The following is a 19,267-nucleotide window of genomic DNA, read 5'->3' on the forward strand; positions in this document are numbered from 1 at the left end:
CCTATGACCGTCTACGACTCCACCCTGCCCTACCCCCGCGACCTCGTCGGCTACGGCCGCAACCCGCCCCACGCGCAGTGGCCCGGCGGCGCGCGCGTCGCGGTGCAGTTCGTGCTGAACTACGAAGAAGGCGGCGAGAACGCCACGCTGCACGGCGACGCGGGCTCCGAGCAGTTCCTCTCCGAGATGTTCAACCCGGCGAGCTTTCCCGACCGGCACATCAGCATGGAGGGCATCTACGAATACGGCTCGCGCGCCGGCGTCTGGCGCATCCTGCGCGAGTTCGAGAAACGCGGCCTGCCGCTCACCGTGTTCGGCGTGGGCATGGCGCTCGAGCGCTACCCGGAGCTGACGGCCGCCTTCAAGGAACTGGGCCATGAAATCGCCTGCCACGGCTGGCGCTGGATCCACTACCAGAACCTCGACGAAGCCACCGAGCGCGAACACATGCGCCTGGGCATGGAAGCCATCGAGAAGCTCACCGGCGAACGCGCCCTGGGCTGGTACACCGGCCGCGACAGCCCGCGCACGCGCCGCCTCGTGGCCGACTACGGCGGCTTCGAGTACGACAGCGACTACTACGGCGACGACCTGCCCTTCTGGATGAAAGTGCGCAAGACCGACGGCACGGTGGTGCCGCAGCTCATCGTGCCCTACACGCTCGACTGCAACGACATGCGCTTCGCGCTGCCGCAGGGCTACTCGCATGCCGATCCGTTCTTCAAGTACATGAAGGACACCTTCGACGCGCTCTACGCCGAGGGCGACCCCGCCGGCGACAACAGCCCGAAGATGATGAGCATCGGCATGCACTGCCGCCTGCTCGGTCGGCCCGGGCGCATCACCGCGCTGCAGCGCTTCCTGGACCACATCGCACGGCACGACAAGGTGTGGGTCTGCCGCCGCGTCGACATCGCGCGCCACTGGAAGCAGGCGCAGCCCTTCGAAGCAGGAGCCGCATCGTGAGCCTCACCATCGCCCAACTCAATGCCGCGGTGCCGGCCGCAGCCGTCGCGCTGCTCGACGGCATCTACGAGCATTCGCCCTGGATCGCGCAGCGCGCGCTGGCCGCCCGCCCGTTCCGCTCGCTCGCGCACCTCAAGCATGCGCTGGTGCGCGCGCTGGCCGAATCGTCGGCCGACGAACAGATCGGCCTGATCCGCGCCCACCCGGAGCTGGCGGGCAAGGCCATGGTCAGCAAGACGCTGACGGCCGAGTCGACCAACGAGCAGAGCAAGGCCGGCCTGACCGACTGCACGCCCGAGGAGTTCGCGAAGATCCAGCAGCTCAACGCCGACTACAACGCCAAGTTCGGCTTCCCGTTCATCCTGGCCGTGCGCGGACCGCGCGGCACCGGGCTGGCCAAGCGCGAGATCATCGAGACCTTCGAGCGCCGGCTGCACAACCACCCGTCGTTCGAACTGGGCGAGGCACTGCGCAACATCCACCGCATCGCCGAGATCCGGCTGAACGACAAGTTCGCCGCCGACATCACGCTCGGCAACGATGTGTGGGACTGGCAGGAGCAGCTCTCGGTGCACACCGACCCCGGCTACGCCGAGAAGGGCCAGCTCACCGTCACCTACCTGACCGACGCGCACCGCGCCTGCGCCGCGCAGATCAGCGCGCTGATGCGCGACGTGGGTTTCGATTCGGTGCACATCGATGCCGTGGGCAACGTGGTGGGCCGCTATGAAGGTACGACGCCCGACGCAAAGACGCTGCTCACCGGCTCGCACTACGACACCGTGCGCAACGGCGGCAAGTACGACGGCCGCCTCGGCATCTTCGTGCCGATCGCCTGCGTTCGCGAACTCAAGCGGCAGAACAAGCGCCTGCCCTTCGCCTTCGAGGTGGTGGGCTTCGCCGAAGAGGAAGGCCAGCGCTACAAGGCGACCTTCCTGGGCTCGGGCGCGCTCATCGGCCACTTCGACCCGCGCTGGCTCGACCAGAAGGACGCCGACGGCGTCACCATGCGCGAAGCCATGCAGCACGCGGGCCTGAAGCAGGAAGACATCCCGAAGATCCAGCGCGACCCGGCGCGCTACCTCGGCTTCGTCGAGGTGCACATCGAACAGGGCCCGGTGCTCACCGAGCTCGACCTGCCGCTGGGCATCGTCACCTCCATCAACGGCAGCGTGCGCTACGTGGGCGAGGTCATCGGCATGGCCAGCCACGCCGGCACCACGCCCATGGACCGCCGCCGAGACGCCGCGGCCGCCGTTGCCGAGCTGATCCTCTACACAGAGCAGCGCGCCGCCAGAGACGGCGACTCGGTCGGCACCGTCGGCATGCTCGAAGTGCCGAGCGGCTCCATCAACGTGGTGCCGGGCCGCTGCAAGTTCAGCCTCGACCTGCGCGCGCCCAACAACGAACAGCGCGATGCATTGGCCACCGACGTGGTCAACGCGCTGAAAGACATCTGCGAGCGACGCGGCGTGCGCTTCGAGCTCGAAGAGACGATGCGCGCCGCCGCCGCCCCCAGCGCGCCGGCCTGGCAGCAGCGTTGGGAAAAGGCGGTCGACGCACTCGGCATTCCGCTCTTTCGCATGCCCAGCGGCGCCGGCCACGACGCCATGAAGCTGCACGAGGTGATGCCGCAGGCCATGCTCTTCGTGCGCGGCATCAACTCGGGCATCAGCCACAACCCGCTCGAATCGAGCACCAACGACGACATCCAGCTCGCGGTGCAGGCCTTCCAGCTGCTGCTGGACAACCTGGCCGCCGAACAAGCCCACTGATTCACAGAAGAACAACCATGACCGACTACGCAAAGCTCGACGCCTGGATCGACGCCCACTTCGACGAGGAAGTGAAGTTCCTGCAGCAACTGGTGCAGGTGCCCACCGACACGCCGCCGGGCAACAACGCGCCGCACGCCGACCGCACCGCCGAGCTGCTGAAGGACTTCGGCCTCGACGCCGAGAAGCACGCCGTGCCCGCGCAGGACGTGAAGGACTACGGCCTCGAATCGATCACCAACCTGATCGTGCGCCGCAAGTACGGCAACGACGGCCTGACGGTCGCGCTCAATGCCCACGGCGACGTGGTGCCCCCGGGCGAAGGCTGGACGCACGACCCGTACGGCGGCGAGATCGTCGACGGCAGCCTCTACGGCCGCGCCGCCGCCGTCAGCAAGAGCGATTTCGCGAGCTTCACCTTCGCGCTGCGCGCGCTCGAAGCCGTCGCCAGGCCCGCCAAGGGCAGCGTCGAGCTGCACTTCACCTACGACGAGGAATTCGGCGGCATCCTCGGCCCGGGCTGGCTGCTCGACAAGGGCCTGACCAAGCCCGACCTGATGATCGCGGCCGGCTTCAGCTACGAGGTGGTCACCGCCCACAACGGCTGCCTGCAGATGGAAGTGACGGTGCACGGCAAGATGGCCCACGCCGCCGTGCCGGCCACCGGCATCGACGCGCTGCAGGGCGCGGTGAAGATCCTCAACGCGCTGTATGCGCAGAACACGCTCTACCAGCAGGTCACGTCGAAGGTCGAGGGCATCACGCACCCGTACCTGAACGTGGGCCGCATCGAAGGCGGCACCAACACCAACGTCGTTCCCGGCAAGGTGGTGTTCAAGCTCGACCGCCGCATGATCCCCGAGGAGAACCCGGCCGAGGTCGAAGCCACCATCCGCAAGGTGATCGCCGATGCCGCGGCCGAGAGCGCCGGCATCACGGTCGAGATCAAGCGCCTGCTGCTGGCCAACTCGATGAAGCCGCTGGCCGGCAACAAGCCGCTGGTCGACGCGATCCAGAAGCACGGCCAGGACGTGTTCGGCGAGCCGATCAAGGCCATGGGTACGCCGCTGTACACCGACGTGCGCCTGTACGTCGAGGCCGGCATTCCGGGCGTGATCTACGGGGCCGGGCCGCGCACCGTGCTCGAGTCGCACGCCAAGCGCAGCGACGAGCGCGTGGTGCTCGAAGACCTGCGCCGCGCCACCAAGGTGATCGCGCGCACGCTCAGCGACCTGCTGGCCTGAGCGCTCCGGGCGCGCGGCCTGCCTGCTCAGGCCGGCCTGGCGCCCGACATGGGGGAGATCACCGCGGCCGCCCCGGTCCGGGCCTCGGCCCACGCCGTCATGTTGGGCAGGGGCGCCGGCCGTGCCAGGTGGTAGCCCTGCACCAGCGTGCAGCCCAGCGTGCGCAGGACATCGAGTTCTTCCTGCGTTTCCACGCCCTCGGCCACGACCTGGATGTTCAGCGAGCGGCCCAGCTGCACGATGGAATCGACCAGCACCACGTTGCCCGGCGACGCCGCCAGCCCCAGGATGAAGCTGCGGTCGATCTTGACCTGCCGCACGTATTCGCTGCGCAGCGACGCCAGCGATGAATAGCCCACGCCGAAGTCGTCCACCACGATCGCCACGCCGGCGGCCGACAGGGCGCTGAGGCGGCTGCGCGTCGCGTGGGTGTCGAGCGCCACCTCTTCGGTGATCTCGATCTGCAGCCGGGTCGGCGCGATGCCGCGCGTCTTCAGCATGCCGAGCACGATGTCGTCGACCGCGAGCTGCGCCATCTCGCGCGGCGACACGTTGATGGCGATCGGCACGTTCGCCAGCACCGAGCCCGAGGCCTCGAGCTGGCGCATCGCCCGGCAGACCTCGTCGACCAGGTGGCGCAGCAGCGGCTCCGCGACGCCGGTGTTGGCGGCAGCGAAGATCACTTCCTCCGGCGCGATGTGGCCGTGGCGCGGATGGTGCCAGCGCATCAGCGCCTCCAGGCTGTGGATGTGCTTGCCGTCGCAGCCCATGATCGGCTGGTACCAGACGCCGATGGCGCGCGCTTCGATGGCGTTGAGCAGGTCGCGCTCCACGTCCCTGCGCGTGCCCAGCCGCAGGTTGAGGGGGGCGTCGAAGAACTGGTAGCGGTTGCGCCCGGTGCGCTTGGCCTCGTAGAGCGCCTCGTCGGCAAAGCTGATCATGTCGGCGATTTCGGCGTCGCCCGACACCGAGATGCCGATGCTCACGCCCAGGTGGCCGCCGTAGTGCGCGGTGGCGAACGATATCGAGCGGATCAGCGCCTGCGCGATGGCCGCGGGCGCCTGGCGGGTGCCCTGGAGGCTGTAGAGCACCGCGAACTCGTCGCCGCCCCAGCGGCTCAGCACCGCGCGCAGGTCGGTGAGCTCGCGCTGCAGCCAGCCGGCCACGTCCTGCAGCACGCGGTCGCCGACCTTGTGGCCGAAGGCGTCGTTGACCGCCTTGAAGCCGTCCAGGTCGAGCAGCAACAGGCAGTGCTGCTGGCCGCGGGACGAGACGATGTGCAGCGTCGCCGCCTCGGTGAAGCCTTCGCGGTTGAGCAGCCCGGTCAGCGAGTCGTGCGAGGCGCGGAACGAGAGCTGCTGCGTCGCGTCCATCGACAGCGCGTGCACCTGGCGCAGCTGCTCCGCCATCGCGGTGGCCTCGTTGCGCAGCCGGCTGCCCTCGCGGAAGGTGCGCTCGCTGTGCACCGCGCTGCGCACCAGCGCCCCGAGGTACAGCAGCACCATCGCAGCCAGGCTCAAGTTGTCGAAGCCGCCCCAGTACACCAGGCACCCCGCCACCGACAGCAACGCCGGCGTGATGAAGCTGATCGGCACGAACGCGAAGGCCGTGCCGTAGGTCACGGAGCCCGCGCAGATGCCGCACACCACCGTCAGATAGAACACCGCCTGCGGCGATGAGTAGCCGTTGCACAGCAGCGGAATGAGCGCCCAGACCAGGCCCGAGACCCCGGCCAGCACCGCGGCCAGCCGCAGGTGCCATTCGACAGGCCGCCCCTTGGGCGAGGTTGCCACGCTGCCGTCCAGCAGCACGCCGCGCGACGGCGCGAACGGCCAGCGGCTGACATAGCTGCGCAGCCCGTTCACCGCGAGCGACAGCATCAGCCAGCACAGCCCCTCGAACGCGCGGCCGGAGTTGAGTGCCACCAGGGTCGCGGTGAAGCTCAGCACGATGTTGATCGGAATCGCGGCGAGCACGCTGCGGCGCACCATCACCAGCTGGTCGGCCCGCACCATGCGCGAGAGCAACTCAGCATCGACGGAAGCGGTGAGCGTGGGGAGAGGCGCGCTGAGATTCATGGAAGGGGTCGAGTTTATAGAGCGCGAACGACCGTGCGGCCAGCGAAGGCCTTGTTCTCGCGAATTTGGGGTGCGGGAACAACGAACTTTCGTTTCTCTTTCATCGAGGCGTCATGGCTGGCTCCGAGACTCCGTAGCCCTTTTGGGTCAACGTGTTCAACACGCCTGTCATCTTTTCAGAACGCCATGTCCTACCGTTTTTCGATTGCTCCCCCCTTCCGGCGCACGCTCTTTTCCACCCTCGCCATTGGCACGCTGATGCTGGCCGGCTGCGGCGGCGGCTCCGATGCTCCGGGTTTCGTGCCGCTGCCGACGGCCACCGCGCCGGCTCCGGCGCCCGCCCCCGCCCCTGCACCGGCCCCAGCCCCGGCAGCCGGACCCACAGGCCGCTGGACCATCGGCGACCTGCACATCCACACGATGCAGTCGGACGACGCACAGCAGGTCAACAAGCTCGACCAGGTGCTCGCCCAGGCATTCGACCGCTTCGGGCTCGACTGGGCTGCGCTGTCCGACCACTTGCGCATGTCTTCCTACGACAACGACGGCAACAAGCTGGCGACGGCGATCCCGTTCTCGGAGGGCATGGCCAAGTACCAGGTGCCGCGCATCAAGGCATTGCAGGCCGCAGGCAAGTACGCGGACAAGACGATCTTCGCGTCCTTCGAGTGGGACATGCCCTCCCACGACCACGGCAACGTCGGGCTGCTGACGGACAACCCGATGTCGGCCACCGCACTGAAGGCCGCGAACCAGTTCGAGTACCTCTTCACCAACCGCCCCGCCTCGGCCTTCGCGCCGGAAGACGTGGCGGCCTGGGGTCCGAAGGCCGGCACCGGCTACAACACCCACGCGGAGACGCTGGCCGCCATCTCGTGGCTGAAGAGCAACTACCCCGACACCAGCTACCTGCAGATCAACCATCCGTCGCGCAATCCCGGCAAATACACGATCGCGCAGCTTCGTGAAATGAACGACCTCGCGCCGAACATCGTGTTCTCGCTCGAAGGCATGGTCGGCAACCAGATGGAGCCCGACCGCGGCGGCTACACCAGCGACTACATTCCGGCCAATCTGCCATCGCGCGTCTACGGCGGTGTCGACTACCTCGTCGCCAAGCTCGGCGGCACCTGGGACGCGCTGCTGTCCGAAGGCCGCCACATCTGGAACGTGGCGGACTCCGACTACCACTTCACCATCTCCCAGGGCCAGTACAGCAGCGGCTACGCACCGGGCGAATACGCCAAGAACCACCTGTGGGGCGACATCAAGGACCCGAAGTCGCTGCTCGCGGCCATGCGCTCGGGCAAGCTCTTCGCGGTGAACGGTGACCTCATCAACGCACTCGACTTCAAGGTGCAAAGCGCCAAGGGCGCGGGCGAGATGGGCTCCGAAGTGGCGGCCAAGGCCGGCGAAGATTTGAAGATCACCATCCGCTTCAAGAGCCCCGAGCGCAACAACTTCGAATACCAGCTCGGCAGCGGCGTCTTCGCCAACGTGAAGCCGGCGGTCGACCACATCGACCTGATCGCCGGCGACGTGACCGGGCTCGAGAAGCCGGGCACGCCGGGCTACTCGCGCGACACCAACACGTCGACCCGCGTGCTCAAGCGCTTCACCCGCAACGACTGGAAGCTGGACGCCGACGGCTATTTCGCCGTGAGCTACACCGTGAAGGCCGGCAACAACCAGTACTTCCGCCTGCGCGGCACCAACCTGGGCACCGACGTGCCGGGCGAGACGGCCGCAGGCGAACCGCTGCCCGACGCCAAGGTGGTGGTGACCGACAACGTCGCGCGCTTCAACGCCATCAATGCGCGCAACTACGCGGATCTGTGGTTCTACTCGAACCCGGTGTTCGTGAAGGTGGCGGCGCAGTAGGCGCGCGACGACGCGGCGCCACTGGCGCCGCCTTCGGTTCTCCCCTCCCGGGATAACCCTCTGACCCTCCTAAAGTCTTCTTGCCTACATTTCTTGTATGCAAGAAAAGGCATTGCTTGCATGCAAAACCTCGACAAGACAGACAGGAGACTCCATGCCTCGCTTCGCCAAATCGCTTTTCGGTCAGGTGGTCATCGCGCTGGTTCTTGGCGTGCTTGCGGGGCTCCTTGCCCCGGAGTACGCCGTCAAGCTCAAGCCGCTGGGTGACGGGTTCATCAAGCTGATCAAGATGATCATCCCGGTGCTGGTGTTCTGCGTGGTGGTGCATGGCATTGCCGGCGCGGGAGACCTCAAGCGCGTGGGCCGGGTGGGCGTGAAGTCGCTCATCTACTTCGAAGTGCTGACCACCATCGCGCTGGCGATGGGCCTGGTGCTGGCTTTCGTGTTCCAGCCCGGCGCCGGCATGAACGTCGACCCGTCGAAACTCGACCCGGCCGCCATGAGCGCCTACGCCTCGAACGCCGACAAGCTCACGAGCGGCGGCACGGTCGAGTTCCTGATGAAGCTCATTCCGACCACGGTGGTCAACGCCTTCGCCACCGGCGACGTGCTGCAGGTGCTGCTGTTCGCGGTGCTGTTCGGCTGCGCGCTCACGCTGCTGGGCGATCGCGGCAAGCCGGTGGCGGTGGTGGTCGATGCGCTCTCGCTGGTGCTGTTCAAGATCATGGGAATCATCATCAAGCTGGCGCCGCTGGGCGTGCTGGGTGCCATCGCGTTCACGGTGGGACAGTACGGCATCGGCTCGCTCAAGCAGCTCGGCATGCTGGTGGCTCTTTTCTACGGCGCGGTGCTGGTCTTCGTGTTCGTGGTGCTCGGGCTGGTGATGCGCATGTCTGGCTTCAGCCTGATCAAGCTGCTGCGCTACCTGCGCGAAGAGCTCACCATCGTGTTCGCCACCACCTCGTCGGACAGCGTGCTGCCGCAGGTCATGGCCAAGCTGCGCCGCATGGGCATCCGCGATTCGACGGTCGGGCTGGTGATTCCCACCGGCTATTCGTTCAACCTCGATGCCTTCTCGATCTACATCACGCTGGCCGCGGTGTTCATCGCGCAGGCCACCAACACGCCGATCTCGATGGCCGACCTGATGACGATCCTGGCAATCGCACTGGTTACGTCGAAGGGCGCGCACGGCGTGCCGGGCTCTGCCATCGTGGTGCTGGCCGCCACGCTGCATGCGATTCCGGCCATTCCCGCCATCGGGCTGGTGCTGGTGCTGTCGGTGGACTGGTTCATGGGCATTGCCCGCGCGCTGGGCAACCTGATCGGCAACTGCGTGGCAACTGTGGCCATCGCGGCCTGGGAAGGCGACATCGACCGCGAACGCGCGCACGCGGTGCTCGACGGCAACTACGCCCCCGAAGCCCTGGATGGCGAGCCGCCGGCAGCGGCCGCGCCCGTGGCAAACACAGGCACCGCCACCACCACCCCCGCACACTGAGTGAGCCACATGCCCACCGACGTCAGCCCCACCGCCATCGCCGAGCGCGTGGTCGAGGCCATCCTCGCGCAGAAGCTTGCGCCGGGCGAGCGGCTGGGCGAGCAGGCGCTTGCGGAGAACTTCTCGGTGAGCCGCACCATGGTGCGCGAGGCGCTGATGCAGCTGCAGGCGCGCGGCTTCGTCGAGGTGCAGTCGCGCCGCGGCTGGTATGTGGTGGAGCCTTCGGCCGAAGAGGCGCGCGACGCCTTCTCGGCACGCCGCATCGTCGAGGCCGGCATCCTGGCCGCGAGCGAGGGCCGCCCGCTGGGCAAGGTGATCCGCAAACTGCGCGACCACATCGCCGACGAGCAGCGCGCCATCGAAGGCGCCGACGCCGCCACCCGCGCCTTCCTGCTGGCCGACTTCCACGTGTGCCTGGCCGAGCAGATGGGGCATCAGTTGCTGGTCGACGTGCTGCGCGACCTCACGGCGCGTACCACGCTCGCGGCCACGCTCTACCAGTCGAAGCACGAGGCGGGGCAGTCGTGCGCGGAGCATGGCGCGATCGTCGCCGCGCTCGAAGCGGGCGATACGGACCAGGCGCGCCGCTTGATGCTGGACCACATCGGCAATGTCGAGCGGGCGCTGGAAGTCGACGCTGCGGCGGAGCCGGATGCAACGAGCAGGCTGAAGGCTACGCTGGCGCCGGTGGCGCTGCCGCGGGCGCGGCGCTGAAGGGCGCACCAAGCACTATGCCGTCGGTGTAGGAGTTCGCGCTACTGAACCTGCAGATTTGGATTTTTGTTGCTTGACGTCAATGCTGTGCGGTCTGACAACATCGATCACTGCATATCCGAGTCGAAGTCTATAGCTCACACCACGCCGATTTCTCGTAGAACGCAAGCAAATAGCCTGACTTGCGTGGACATCATCAAGTTGAACTGCACCTGGGATTTGGAGCTTTTCAGATCGCGGATGAAATAATTTCGGCCTTGGCATGCTCCCAAATAGAAACATAGTCATTCACGCAAATTTTCAACATGACATATTCATTATTGTTTTTCTTGCGGGCGAGCAGCACCCCCTCCATCGAGCTAACAACGACAAAATAAGCCTCATCGGCATCAAATATCTCGGTGCCGAATGGAAGACCGAAATATACGGAAGGCGCCACTAGACTATCGCTACAATTTTCCGGCCAATCACCTGTTATCCAGCAAGCATCGTGCAACAGTTGAAAAAAATATTCTGGAGTTATTTTTTTATCAAGGATCTCTTGAACAAAATCAGTATTTGACTTTTGTTTTTCTATATTCAAGGTCAGGCAATCTATTGCACCCACCATCAAACCCGAGAGAGAAGTTGCATCAGGACTTCCAAAGGTCAAATCATCTATAGACACCAACATTCGATCCACAAAAACTCGCTGCCCGTCATTAGATTTTCTTGTGCAAATCTCAATTGAATTTTTCATGATCTGTCGCAACTTAATTTGACCGATTTCCCATCTTTCAAGATGCCTTCTAGCCTTTTTTGTACTGCAGGCGGCACAGGAAAGCCACCATTTTGAGTCGAATCACCATTCCAATGCATGGTTCCATCATTGCTGTTTCCAAAGCGATGGAGAACCCCCGTTTCATCGACGGCGTACCAATGCCGTCCTTCAGCATCGGGGACAGCACGAGATGCCAATGCTTCATGGTGACAAGGCAGGTGAGATGTTTTTCTACCACCGCGAAAATCGGGCGAGGTCGTGTCATGGTGTCCTGGGTTCGTATATTTGGGCTTTGGTCCGTGATACCGTCCGGCTTTTCCAGTCTTCGCTAAACCCAGCGGGTCAATCCATTCCAGAGGATTGAATGCGTACTCTTGCAGATTGATCCCACCAGCCAGCCGAATGGGATCATGGCTGACATAGCGGCCGCTCACCGGGTCGTAATACCGATACCGGTTGTAATGCAGCCCCGTCTCTTCATCCCAATACTGCCCCTGGAACCGAATCGGATTCCGAAACCCCGCTTTCCTCCCCGCCTCACTGATCGCCTGCCTGGCCTCCCCCCACGCCTTGTAGCTCGCCGACCACGCCACGCGTCCCTCATGATCCGTCAGCTCCTGCGGCGTGCCCAGTTGGTCGCACTGGTAGAAACCGATCTCTTCCTTGACGAACGGCGCAGGCGTTCGACTTTGTTCGCCATTCCACAGCGGGTCTTGTTCGATGTCGTAACGCCCGCCGTTCTCCGCCATCAGCGCCTTCACATCCGTCGTCCGGCTCAACGCAACCGCGCGCGCCTGCCGGATCTGTACCAGCGGCACGAACGAGCCGGGTGCATGGATGTAGTGGACGCTGTCTCCTTGCCAGGCATGCGCCTGCCAGCCTTCCATGCTCTGGGTGCTCTCGAAAGCCAACGTGTCGCCGTCCCAGCCGAACAAGGTGCACGCATGCCGGGCGCGCTTGGCGATGCGGCGGCCCAGCGGGTCGTAGCTGAAGCTCGTGATTTCGCCGAAGGTTTCGGCGCTTCGCATGCGGTTGTAGCCGTCCCAGGTGAACACCGTCTTTTCGCCGTTGCGGCTGCGCTCGATGAGGTTGCCGCGCTCGTCCCACTTGTAATGGGTGCCGGCATAGTCTTTCAGCAGGTTGTCCATCAGCTTGCCGGCCACCCCGCGGTGAACCGGCTGCGCCGCGTCATCCGGGTCTGAAGACAGGTCGCCGATGTTCCCCGCCGGATCGAACGCGAAGGTCTCGCGTCCGAGCCGGCTGTTGGCTTCGAGCAGGCGCCCGACGGGGTCATAGCGGTAGCTCAGGTTACCGCGTCTGCTGTCGCCGATGGCGACCAGTTGGCCGGCCGCGTCGTATTGGTAGTTGCGACGAATGCCGACGGGCTCCAACGCGCCATGCCTGGTCTGGGATATCTGCTGCTCCAGCAATCGGCCGACCGGGTCGTAGCGCTGTTTCTGCACGAGCCCGTTGGCCTGCTCGCGCGCAATCTCGCGGTGCAGGTCGTCGCGCTCGAAATCCAGGATGTCTTGTCCGTCGATGAGCAATCCGTGCGCGTGGCCGGAGCCATAGGTGAGCCATTGCGTCACGTGACCGTCCGGGCGAATGGTCGCGACGCGCTGGTTGAGCTCGTCATAGACGTGCTGCCAGACCGCGGTGCAGGCACCGTCCAGGTAGTGTTGGTGCTCGCGCGTGAGGTTGCCCGTGGGATCGTAGAACCATTGCAGCCTCGCATCGCTGTTGCTGGCTTCGACCAACCGGCCGTTCCGATCGTAGGCAAAGCTCTCGGCAACGCCACCGGCGGCGCGCTCGATCAAGCGGCCGATCAGGTCGAATTGCAGTCGCGTGGTGTGACTGCCCTCGACCACTTCCGACAGAACGCCCGTGGACTCTTCATAGCAGTACCGTGTGGTCCTCCGGTCGAAGCCGACTTCTTCCAGCAGCCGCCCCACCGGGTCATAGCGGAAGCCATAGCGGCTGCCGTTCTCGTTGTGCAGTTCGCTCAGACGCCCAAGCAGATCCCAGCGGTACTTCAGCGTGTGGCCAGCCGCGTCGGTACGCTTGGACACGAGACCTGCGCGTGTGTAGTCGTAGCTCGTCCTGCGCCCCAGTGCATCGGTGTGCGCGAGCAGGCGCCCCTCAGCGTCGTGCACGAAATACTCGCTGGTGTTATCAGGCAGGGTGATCTGCTCGAGCTGGCCTGGACGGCTGGCGTTCGCTGCGGCCGTGGTCTGCCGCTGTCCGTTCGCGCCGCCATAGCGATACCGCGTGCTCTGGCCCATTGCATCGATCGCTTTGACCAGCCGCCCCTGCCCGTCGTATTCCCATCGAGTGGTCTTGCCCGAGCAATCGGTGTGGCTGGCAAGCTGGCCAGCCCAGTTGTAGGTCAGTGTCCTGACGCCACCCTTCGCATCGGTAACTCGCACGGGCCGGCCAGCCTTGTCATAGGCATATTCGGTCTTGTGCGCCAGCGGGTCGATCTCTTCGACGAGGTTGCCATCGGTGTCGTAGTCGCGTTTCCAGACGCCGCCCTCGGCGTCACGCAAGCCCGTCATGCGTCCGCGCTGGTCGTGCGCATAGTGCACCTGGCTGCCGTCGGCCCGGGTGTGGGTCCGCAGGTTGCCGTCGGCGTCGTAGCTGAAGTCGTCCGTGCTGCCGTCGGTGTGCACGTGGCGGATGATGTTCTTTGCTTCATCCCGAAAGAACCACTCCTGGCGCTTGTCGGGATGGATGATCCGGTAGGTGTAGCCGAGGATGTCGTAGTAGTACCAGGTCTCGCCGCCCAGCGCGTCGGTCACATAGGTCAACCGGATTTTCCTGTCCCACTCCAGCTTGAGGGCAAAGCTTCCGTCATCGCTCCACTCGCGCACCGCCTTGGCATCGACGCCAGTGCCGTCGTATTCGAGGTTCATGCCGCGGCCCGTGCGGTCGGTGTATCGGGTCACGAGGTGATGGTGGTAGCTGTAGTTCCAGGTCTCGCTGTTCTCGTCCTGGGCCGAAACGAGGTCGCCTTCGGCATCGTGAACATAGGCCGCGAGCTGGCGCACGACCTGGCCGCCCTTGATCTCCCAAAGGCTGGTGATCAATCCGCTTCGCGCATCGGGGCGCGTGCCGACATGGGCAATCGTGAGCCCACCTTGCTTGCTGATGATGTCGCTCAGCACCTCTTCACCCGTGGCTGCGATCACGTGGTCGTAGCGCAAGCCGATGACGGATTCCTTGCCGGCATGCAGCGCGACGAGACGAAAGTGCTGCGCGCCCTGCGTGGAAACCTTGTGGTCCACGGTCTTCACGAGTTCGTAGACCTCGCGCCAATCGCTGGTCTCGCCAGCCGATGCGGGCTTGCCGAAATCCACGGCCAACAGCGTCTCGCTCAAACGCGTGAGCGTCACTTCTTCAATGGCATCGCGGTGGCTCTGACCCACAGCCACCAGCGGGTAGGCATGACTGCGGCCGTCTGTGACGTGATGGATCAGGCTGGGTTGGCCGGCCCTCGGACCTTGAGTCGGCGTGGCAATGTCCACGCGAGTGCAGTAGGGCGTGAGCCATCTCGCGCCGAGGCTGCCGTCATCGAAAGCGCCAAGGTTGCTTCGGTAGGTGCGCGCCCAGGTGATGGGCAGCGGCGCAACCAGCGTGAAGTCGACATGCGTCAAGCTCTCGCAGCCGGTCGCAAGGCTGATGGCGAACTTGCTTGCCGAGGGCACCGGGGCGCCTGAAACCGGACAGTTCTTGCAGCCGGGGTCACCCTTGACCGGGGCCTGCACGCGCAGGTGTTCGACCCGCGTGTCCGGCCTGTTCGTTCTTGCTTCGGCACCCGCACCCGGCGGCACGATTGCCGCGCGGGGAATCTTCCGCTGCGCAGCGGCGGCCAGCAGGTTGCGCAGCAACCACATGATGCTGCCCTCCAGTTCCGGGCTTGCGAGGTCGGTCAGTTGCTTGTGGAAGTCCGCCTTCAAGGCGACCAGGCTCACGATCACCTCGTTGACCCGGCTCCTGACGCTTTCAGGCAGGTAGCCGGCCGCCTTCCTGGCTGCGTAGTTGGCGGCTCGCTTGGCCGAGGCCTCGGAATACTTCACCGCCCGGCGCCACATGCCGCTCCATGTGCTTTGGGTCTTGGGGTCGTAGTCGCTGGCCTCCGCGGCACCCGGCTTGGCGACGGCGAACAGATCTTGCCCGCCAAGCACGCGCTGGAGAATGCCGATCAGGTTGTCCAGGATGCTGTCGGAGAGCCCTGCGCAGGCCTCCAGAATGCCCGACAGCCTGGCGATGGCTCCATCGATGAAGGTCTCGAGTTCACCGACGATGGAAGCATTGAGATGTCCCACCAGCGTGGTGACGATCGTCCCGCCAAGATTCCTGGCGCCATGCAAGAGCTCTTGCTTCACCAGATGCAGCGTGGGCCGCAGGCTCATGCGCGCTGCGGCCATGGTGGGCGGCGCAGGAATCAGGCCGATGAGATTGATGCCGAGGCTGGCCCAGTTCAGGAACCTGGTGACGGCATCGGTCGACTTCTTCTCGAGAATGGTGACGATATCGAGGAACACATCGACCAGCGCCATGATGTTGCCCACCACGGGGATGCTGCCCAGCACCATGGTCAGCCGATCGAGCGTGACGTAGCCGCCGGTGAACGAACGTAGCCAGTCGTCGACCACCTTGCTGGCGGCGGCGATGTCTTCCTTGGCGATGGTGTTCAGCGGAGCAACGGCCGTCTGAGGCTCGCGCTCGGCGGCGGATGTCGGTGCAGGCTGAGGCTGGTTTTGCTGTGTGCTCGATGGTGGCTGCTGCGGCGCGCCTGATGCCATTGTCCAGTCTCCCTGACTGCGTCTTTTCTTTTCATGAAATCAATTGAAAAGACGAGGCTTGGCCGTGTGACAGCAATTCGCGCTACACGAATATCAATTGCAAATTGATATTCATGCCCAACTCTTCTTTTCACTTCCCTCAAATCATTCTAGAAAGCGATCCGTCGCAAATCCGGGTGCCTGAATAAACGATCGGCTCCTGATGCGTGACTTTTTCTCGATATGCGCGACGCAACAAGGGCCGCCTCCACAAAATCGATCGAGTAAGACAAAGCCGGCGAACGGTTCCTGCCCCCTCCGGGCTCGGCTACAGTCCGAGACACTTATGAACTCACCCCAACTCCAGCGCGGCGTGTTCCTCGCCCTTCTCGCCGCTGTCACCGCTGCCTTCATCTGGGTGCTGCTGCCGTTCTTCGGCGCGGTGCTCTGGGGCGTGGCACTGGCGATCCTGTTCACGCCGCTGTTCCGCTGGCTGCTCAGGAAGATGCCAGGCAAGCTCAACGCCGCCGCCTTGCTGACGCTGGCCATCTGCCTGTTCATCGTGATTCTTCCGCTGGCCATGGTCGGCGTGTCGCTGGTGCAGGAAGTGGCGCTGGTCACGCAGAACATCCGCTCGGGGCAGATCAACTTCGCGGCCTACTTCCAGCAGATCCTGGACGCCTCGCCGCAGTGGCTGCTGAACCTGGTCGAACGCTTCAACCTCGGCGACATGGCGGCGTGGCAGGCGCGCATCTCGGCCGCCGCCGGCCAGGCGAGCCAGATCATCGCGAGCCAGGCGCTGGCCATCGGCCAGAACACCTTCGACTTCGTGGTCAGCTTCTTCGTCATGCTGTACCTGCTGTACTTCCTGCTGCGCGACGGCGCGGCACTGTCCAAGCGCATGCGCGACGCCGTGCCGCTGGCCAAGCCGCACACGCACTACCTGCTGAACAAGTTCACCACCGTCATCCGCGCGACCGTCAAGGGCAACGTGGCCGTGGCCATCGCGCAGGGCACGCTCGGCGGGCTGGCTTTCTGGTTCCTCGGCGTGCAGGGCGCGCTGCTGTGGGCTGTGCTGATGGCCTTCCTGTCGCTGCTGCCGGCGGTGGGCGCCGCGCTGATCTGGGGCCCGGTGGCCATCTACTTCCTGGCCACTGGGCATTTCTGGCAGGGCGGCGTGCTGATCTTCGTGGGCGTGTTCGTGATCGGCCTGGTCGACAACATCCTGCGCCCGCTGCTGGTGGGCAAGGACACGCAGATGCCCGACTACATCGTGTTGATGTCGACCATCGGCGGCATGGCGCTCTTCGGCATCAACGGCTTCGTGATCGGGCCGGTGATCGCGGCGCTGTTCATGGCGGCGTGGAGCCTGTTCGCGGACTCGGGGCATGTGGGAACGGGGCACGACGAGCCGGCCGAAGGCACAAAGGCCATCCAAACCACCCAAGACACCGAACACAAGAAGCGGAGCTGAGACGCGGGCTCACCCGCTCCATGCCGCGCCGCGCGCATTTCGCGCACGCTGTTCGGCATTCCGTCGCATGGCACTGGGCACCGCGCGGGGCCTGAGAGATCGTCGGGGCCTCAACTTCCGACGAGGCCCCTCATGCAACTTCCCGCCCTCCTGTCCCGCCCGATCGTGCGCGCACTTTGCGCCGCCGCCATCCTCGCGCCCGCCGGCGCACTGGCCGCCGACCTCAGCCTGAGCGTCGCCGACGGCCCGGCGGCCGACGCCACGCTCTACGTCGCGCTGTACAGCGACGCCGCCGGCTACGCCGACAGCAAGCCGATGGCTTCGCAGACCACGCCGATGCGCGAGGGCAAGGCCCGGCTCGTGTTCCCGGGCCTCGCCCCGGGGCGCTACGCGCTGCGCGCATTTGCCGACGAGAACGGCAACGGCAAGCTCGACACCAACCTCATGGGCATGCCGACGGAACGATACGGCTTCTCGAACGACGCCAAGGGCAACCGCGCGGCACCCGACTTCGAGGCGGCAGCGATCCGCGTCGACGCCGACCTGCAGACCGCCATTCATCTGCGCTGAGGTGCCCGCCATGGAACGACGCGAACTCCTGCGCCTGCTGGCATCGGCCGGCGCCCTGCCCCTCCTCGCGCCATTGGCGCGCGCCGCCGGCACCGACAGCTGGCAAGCCCAGTTCGAGGCCGCCGGGGCGCCCTGGAAGGTCGGCTTTGCCACGCCCCCGGACGACCTGCCGCTCACCCGCGCCACGGTGCGCGGGCGCTTTCCCGATGCGGTTGCGGGCACGCTGTTTCGCATCGGCCCGGCCGGCCACGACATGGGCGGCGAGCGCTATCACCACTGGTTCGACGGCGACGGCATGGTGCATCGTTTCGTGATCGATGGGACCGACGTGCGCCACCAGGGCCGCTACGTTGCCACGCCCAAGCGCGTCGCCGAGGCGCGGGCCGGCCGTCGCCTGTACGAGGCCTTCGGCACCATGCCGCCGGGCGGGGAGCCGCCGACGTCGCCCGACAGCATCAACGTCGCCAACACCAGCGTGCTGCCGCTGCAGGGCGAAGTGCTGGCGCTGTGGGAGGGCGGCTCGGCCACGCGCATCGACGCGCGCACGCTGGACACGCTGGGCGTGAAGACCTGGCGCGCCGACCTCGCGGGCATGCCGTTCTCGGCGCATCCCAAGGTGGACCCGGACGGCACGGTGTGGAACTTCGGCGTCAGCTCCGGCCAGGGCCTGCTGGCGCTGTACGAGATCGCGCCCGAAGGCTCGCTCCGCCGCGCTGCCGTGGTGCCGGTCGCCGACATGCCGATGGTCCACGACTTCGCGGTGACCGAGCGGCATCTCGTGTTCCTGTTGCCGCCGCTGGTGTACGACGGCAAGCGCAAGGATGCCGGCGCGACCTTTCTCGATGCCCACGTCTGGCGCCCCGAACTGGGCATGCGCGCGCTGGTCGTCGACAAGCAGGACTGGGAACGGCGGCAGATGCTCGAGCTGCCGGCCGGCTTCCTCTTCCACGTGGGCAATGCCTGGGAGGAAGACACGCCGCGCGGCACGCTGATCCACGTCGATTACGTGCGCTCGGACAATGCCGACTCGGTGTTCACCACCAACCGCGAAGTGATGCGCGCTCGCCGCGTGCGAGGCCCCGATCCGCACCTGACCGTGGCCACCCTGAACCTGGGCACCGGCAAGGCCACGCAGTCGGCGCTGGCGCAGGAGGCCGAGTTCCCACGCATCGACCCGCGCCGCGTCGGCCTGCGCCACCGCCAGGTGGTGCACGCCACGCAGATCCGGCCCGATCTGCCGGGCTTCGGCGCAGTCGCACGCACCAACGTCGAGACCGGCCGCAGCCAGCGCTTCAACTACGGCGCGCAAGCCATGGTGGAAGAACATGTCTTCGTACCGGATGGCTCGAAGCCGGGCTGGGTGCTGGGCACGGTGCTCGACTTCGGTCGGCGCAAGACGGTGCTGTCGTGCTTCGCGGCCGATCACCTGGCGGCGGGTCCGGTGGCGCAGGCGACGCTGCCTTATGCGCTTCCGCTGGGCCTTCACGGGGTCTTCTTGCAGGCTTGAAGAGGGCACAACT

At 65.6% G+C, this 19,267-nt stretch carries 12 protein-coding genes; 9 read left to right on the plus strand and 3 right to left on the minus strand.

What is annotated here, in order from left to right; genetic code table 11:
- The first annotated feature begins 3 nt into the window (after positions 1 to 3).
- From puuE to WIX39_RS30100, 3 genes are read left to right on the plus strand one after another with little or no spacing between them, the layout of a single operon-like run.
- On the plus strand, positions 4 to 966 hold the full coding sequence (gene puuE, locus WIX39_RS30090) for an allantoinase PuuE (RefSeq protein WP_409196764.1): 963 nt from the start codon (positions 4 to 6) through the stop codon (positions 964 to 966).
- Positions 963 to 2,741: a 2-oxo-4-hydroxy-4-carboxy-5-ureidoimidazoline decarboxylase gene (uraD, locus tag WIX39_RS30095; RefSeq protein WP_409196765.1), complete on the plus strand. Its 1,779-nt coding sequence runs from the start codon at positions 963 to 965 to the stop codon at positions 2,739 to 2,741. Before puuE ends, uraD begins: the two co-directional genes overlap by 4 nt.
- Positions 2,742 to 2,758: 17 nt before the next feature.
- Positions 2,759 to 3,985 (plus strand): M20 family metallopeptidase, encoded by a 1,227-nt coding sequence (locus tag WIX39_RS30100; RefSeq protein ID WP_106938106.1) that lies wholly within the window; start codon positions 2,759 to 2,761, stop codon positions 3,983 to 3,985.
- A 26-nt stretch (positions 3,986 to 4,011) separates the two neighbouring features.
- Here the strand turns inward: WIX39_RS30100 and WIX39_RS30105 are convergent, their stop codons facing one another.
- On the minus strand, positions 4,012 to 6,063 hold the full coding sequence (locus WIX39_RS30105; RefSeq protein WP_409196766.1) for a putative bifunctional diguanylate cyclase/phosphodiesterase: 2,052 nt from the start codon (positions 6,061 to 6,063) through the stop codon (positions 4,012 to 4,014).
- Between the two features lie 186 nt (positions 6,064 to 6,249).
- On the opposite strand from WIX39_RS30105, the gene WIX39_RS30110 reads away from it, so the two are divergent.
- The 3 genes from WIX39_RS30110 to WIX39_RS30120 all read left to right on the plus strand — a co-directional run bounded on the left by WIX39_RS30110 (position 6,250) and on the right by WIX39_RS30120 (position 10,159).
- Complete coding sequence (locus WIX39_RS30110; RefSeq protein WP_409196767.1) at positions 6,250 to 7,944, plus strand: S-layer protein; 1,695 nt, start codon at positions 6,250 to 6,252, stop codon at positions 7,942 to 7,944.
- 154 nt (positions 7,945 to 8,098) lie between these two features.
- On the plus strand, positions 8,099 to 9,445 hold the full coding sequence (locus WIX39_RS30115; RefSeq protein ID WP_409196768.1) for a C4-dicarboxylate transporter DctA: 1,347 nt from the start codon (positions 8,099 to 8,101) through the stop codon (positions 9,443 to 9,445).
- Positions 9,446 to 9,454: 9 nt separating this feature from the next.
- The gene (locus WIX39_RS30120) at positions 9,455 to 10,159 is read left to right on the plus strand and encodes a GntR family transcriptional regulator (protein ID WP_106938513.1); all 705 of its coding nucleotides are present in this window, start codon (positions 9,455 to 9,457) and stop codon (positions 10,157 to 10,159) included.
- A gap of 229 nt (positions 10,160 to 10,388) precedes the next feature.
- Here the strand turns inward: WIX39_RS30120 and WIX39_RS30125 are convergent, their stop codons facing one another.
- Complete coding sequence (locus WIX39_RS30125; protein WP_409196769.1) at positions 10,389 to 10,898, minus strand: hypothetical protein; 510 nt, start codon at positions 10,896 to 10,898, stop codon at positions 10,389 to 10,391.
- Positions 10,895 to 15,724, minus strand: coding sequence for an RHS repeat-associated core domain-containing protein (locus WIX39_RS30130; RefSeq protein ID WP_409196770.1), 4,830 nt, complete (start codon positions 15,722 to 15,724; stop codon positions 10,895 to 10,897). The genes WIX39_RS30125 and WIX39_RS30130 overlap by 4 nt, the downstream gene beginning before the upstream one ends.
- Before the next feature lie 325 nt (positions 15,725 to 16,049).
- Here WIX39_RS30130 and WIX39_RS30135 point away from each other — a divergent pair, with 325 nt between their 5' ends.
- The 3 genes from WIX39_RS30135 (at position 16,050) to WIX39_RS30145 (ending at position 19,254) form a co-directional block, all read left to right on the plus strand.
- Positions 16,050 to 17,177 (plus strand): AI-2E family transporter, encoded by a 1,128-nt coding sequence (locus WIX39_RS30135; protein WP_409196771.1) that lies wholly within the window; start codon positions 16,050 to 16,052, stop codon positions 17,175 to 17,177.
- Positions 17,178 to 17,309: 132 nt separating this feature from the next.
- Complete coding sequence (locus WIX39_RS30140) at positions 17,310 to 17,747, plus strand: DUF2141 domain-containing protein (protein WP_409196772.1); 438 nt, start codon at positions 17,310 to 17,312, stop codon at positions 17,745 to 17,747.
- Positions 17,748 to 17,757: 10 nt separating this feature from the next.
- On the plus strand, positions 17,758 to 19,254 hold the full coding sequence (locus WIX39_RS30145; protein ID WP_409196773.1) for a carotenoid oxygenase family protein: 1,497 nt from the start codon (positions 17,758 to 17,760) through the stop codon (positions 19,252 to 19,254).
- The last annotated feature ends 13 nt before the right edge of the window (positions 19,255 to 19,267 follow it).

Origin of the sequence: Variovorax sp. AB1(2024) (genome assembly GCF_037482385.2) — a bacterium.
Lineage (GTDB): Bacteria > Pseudomonadota > Gammaproteobacteria > Burkholderiales > Burkholderiaceae_C > Variovorax.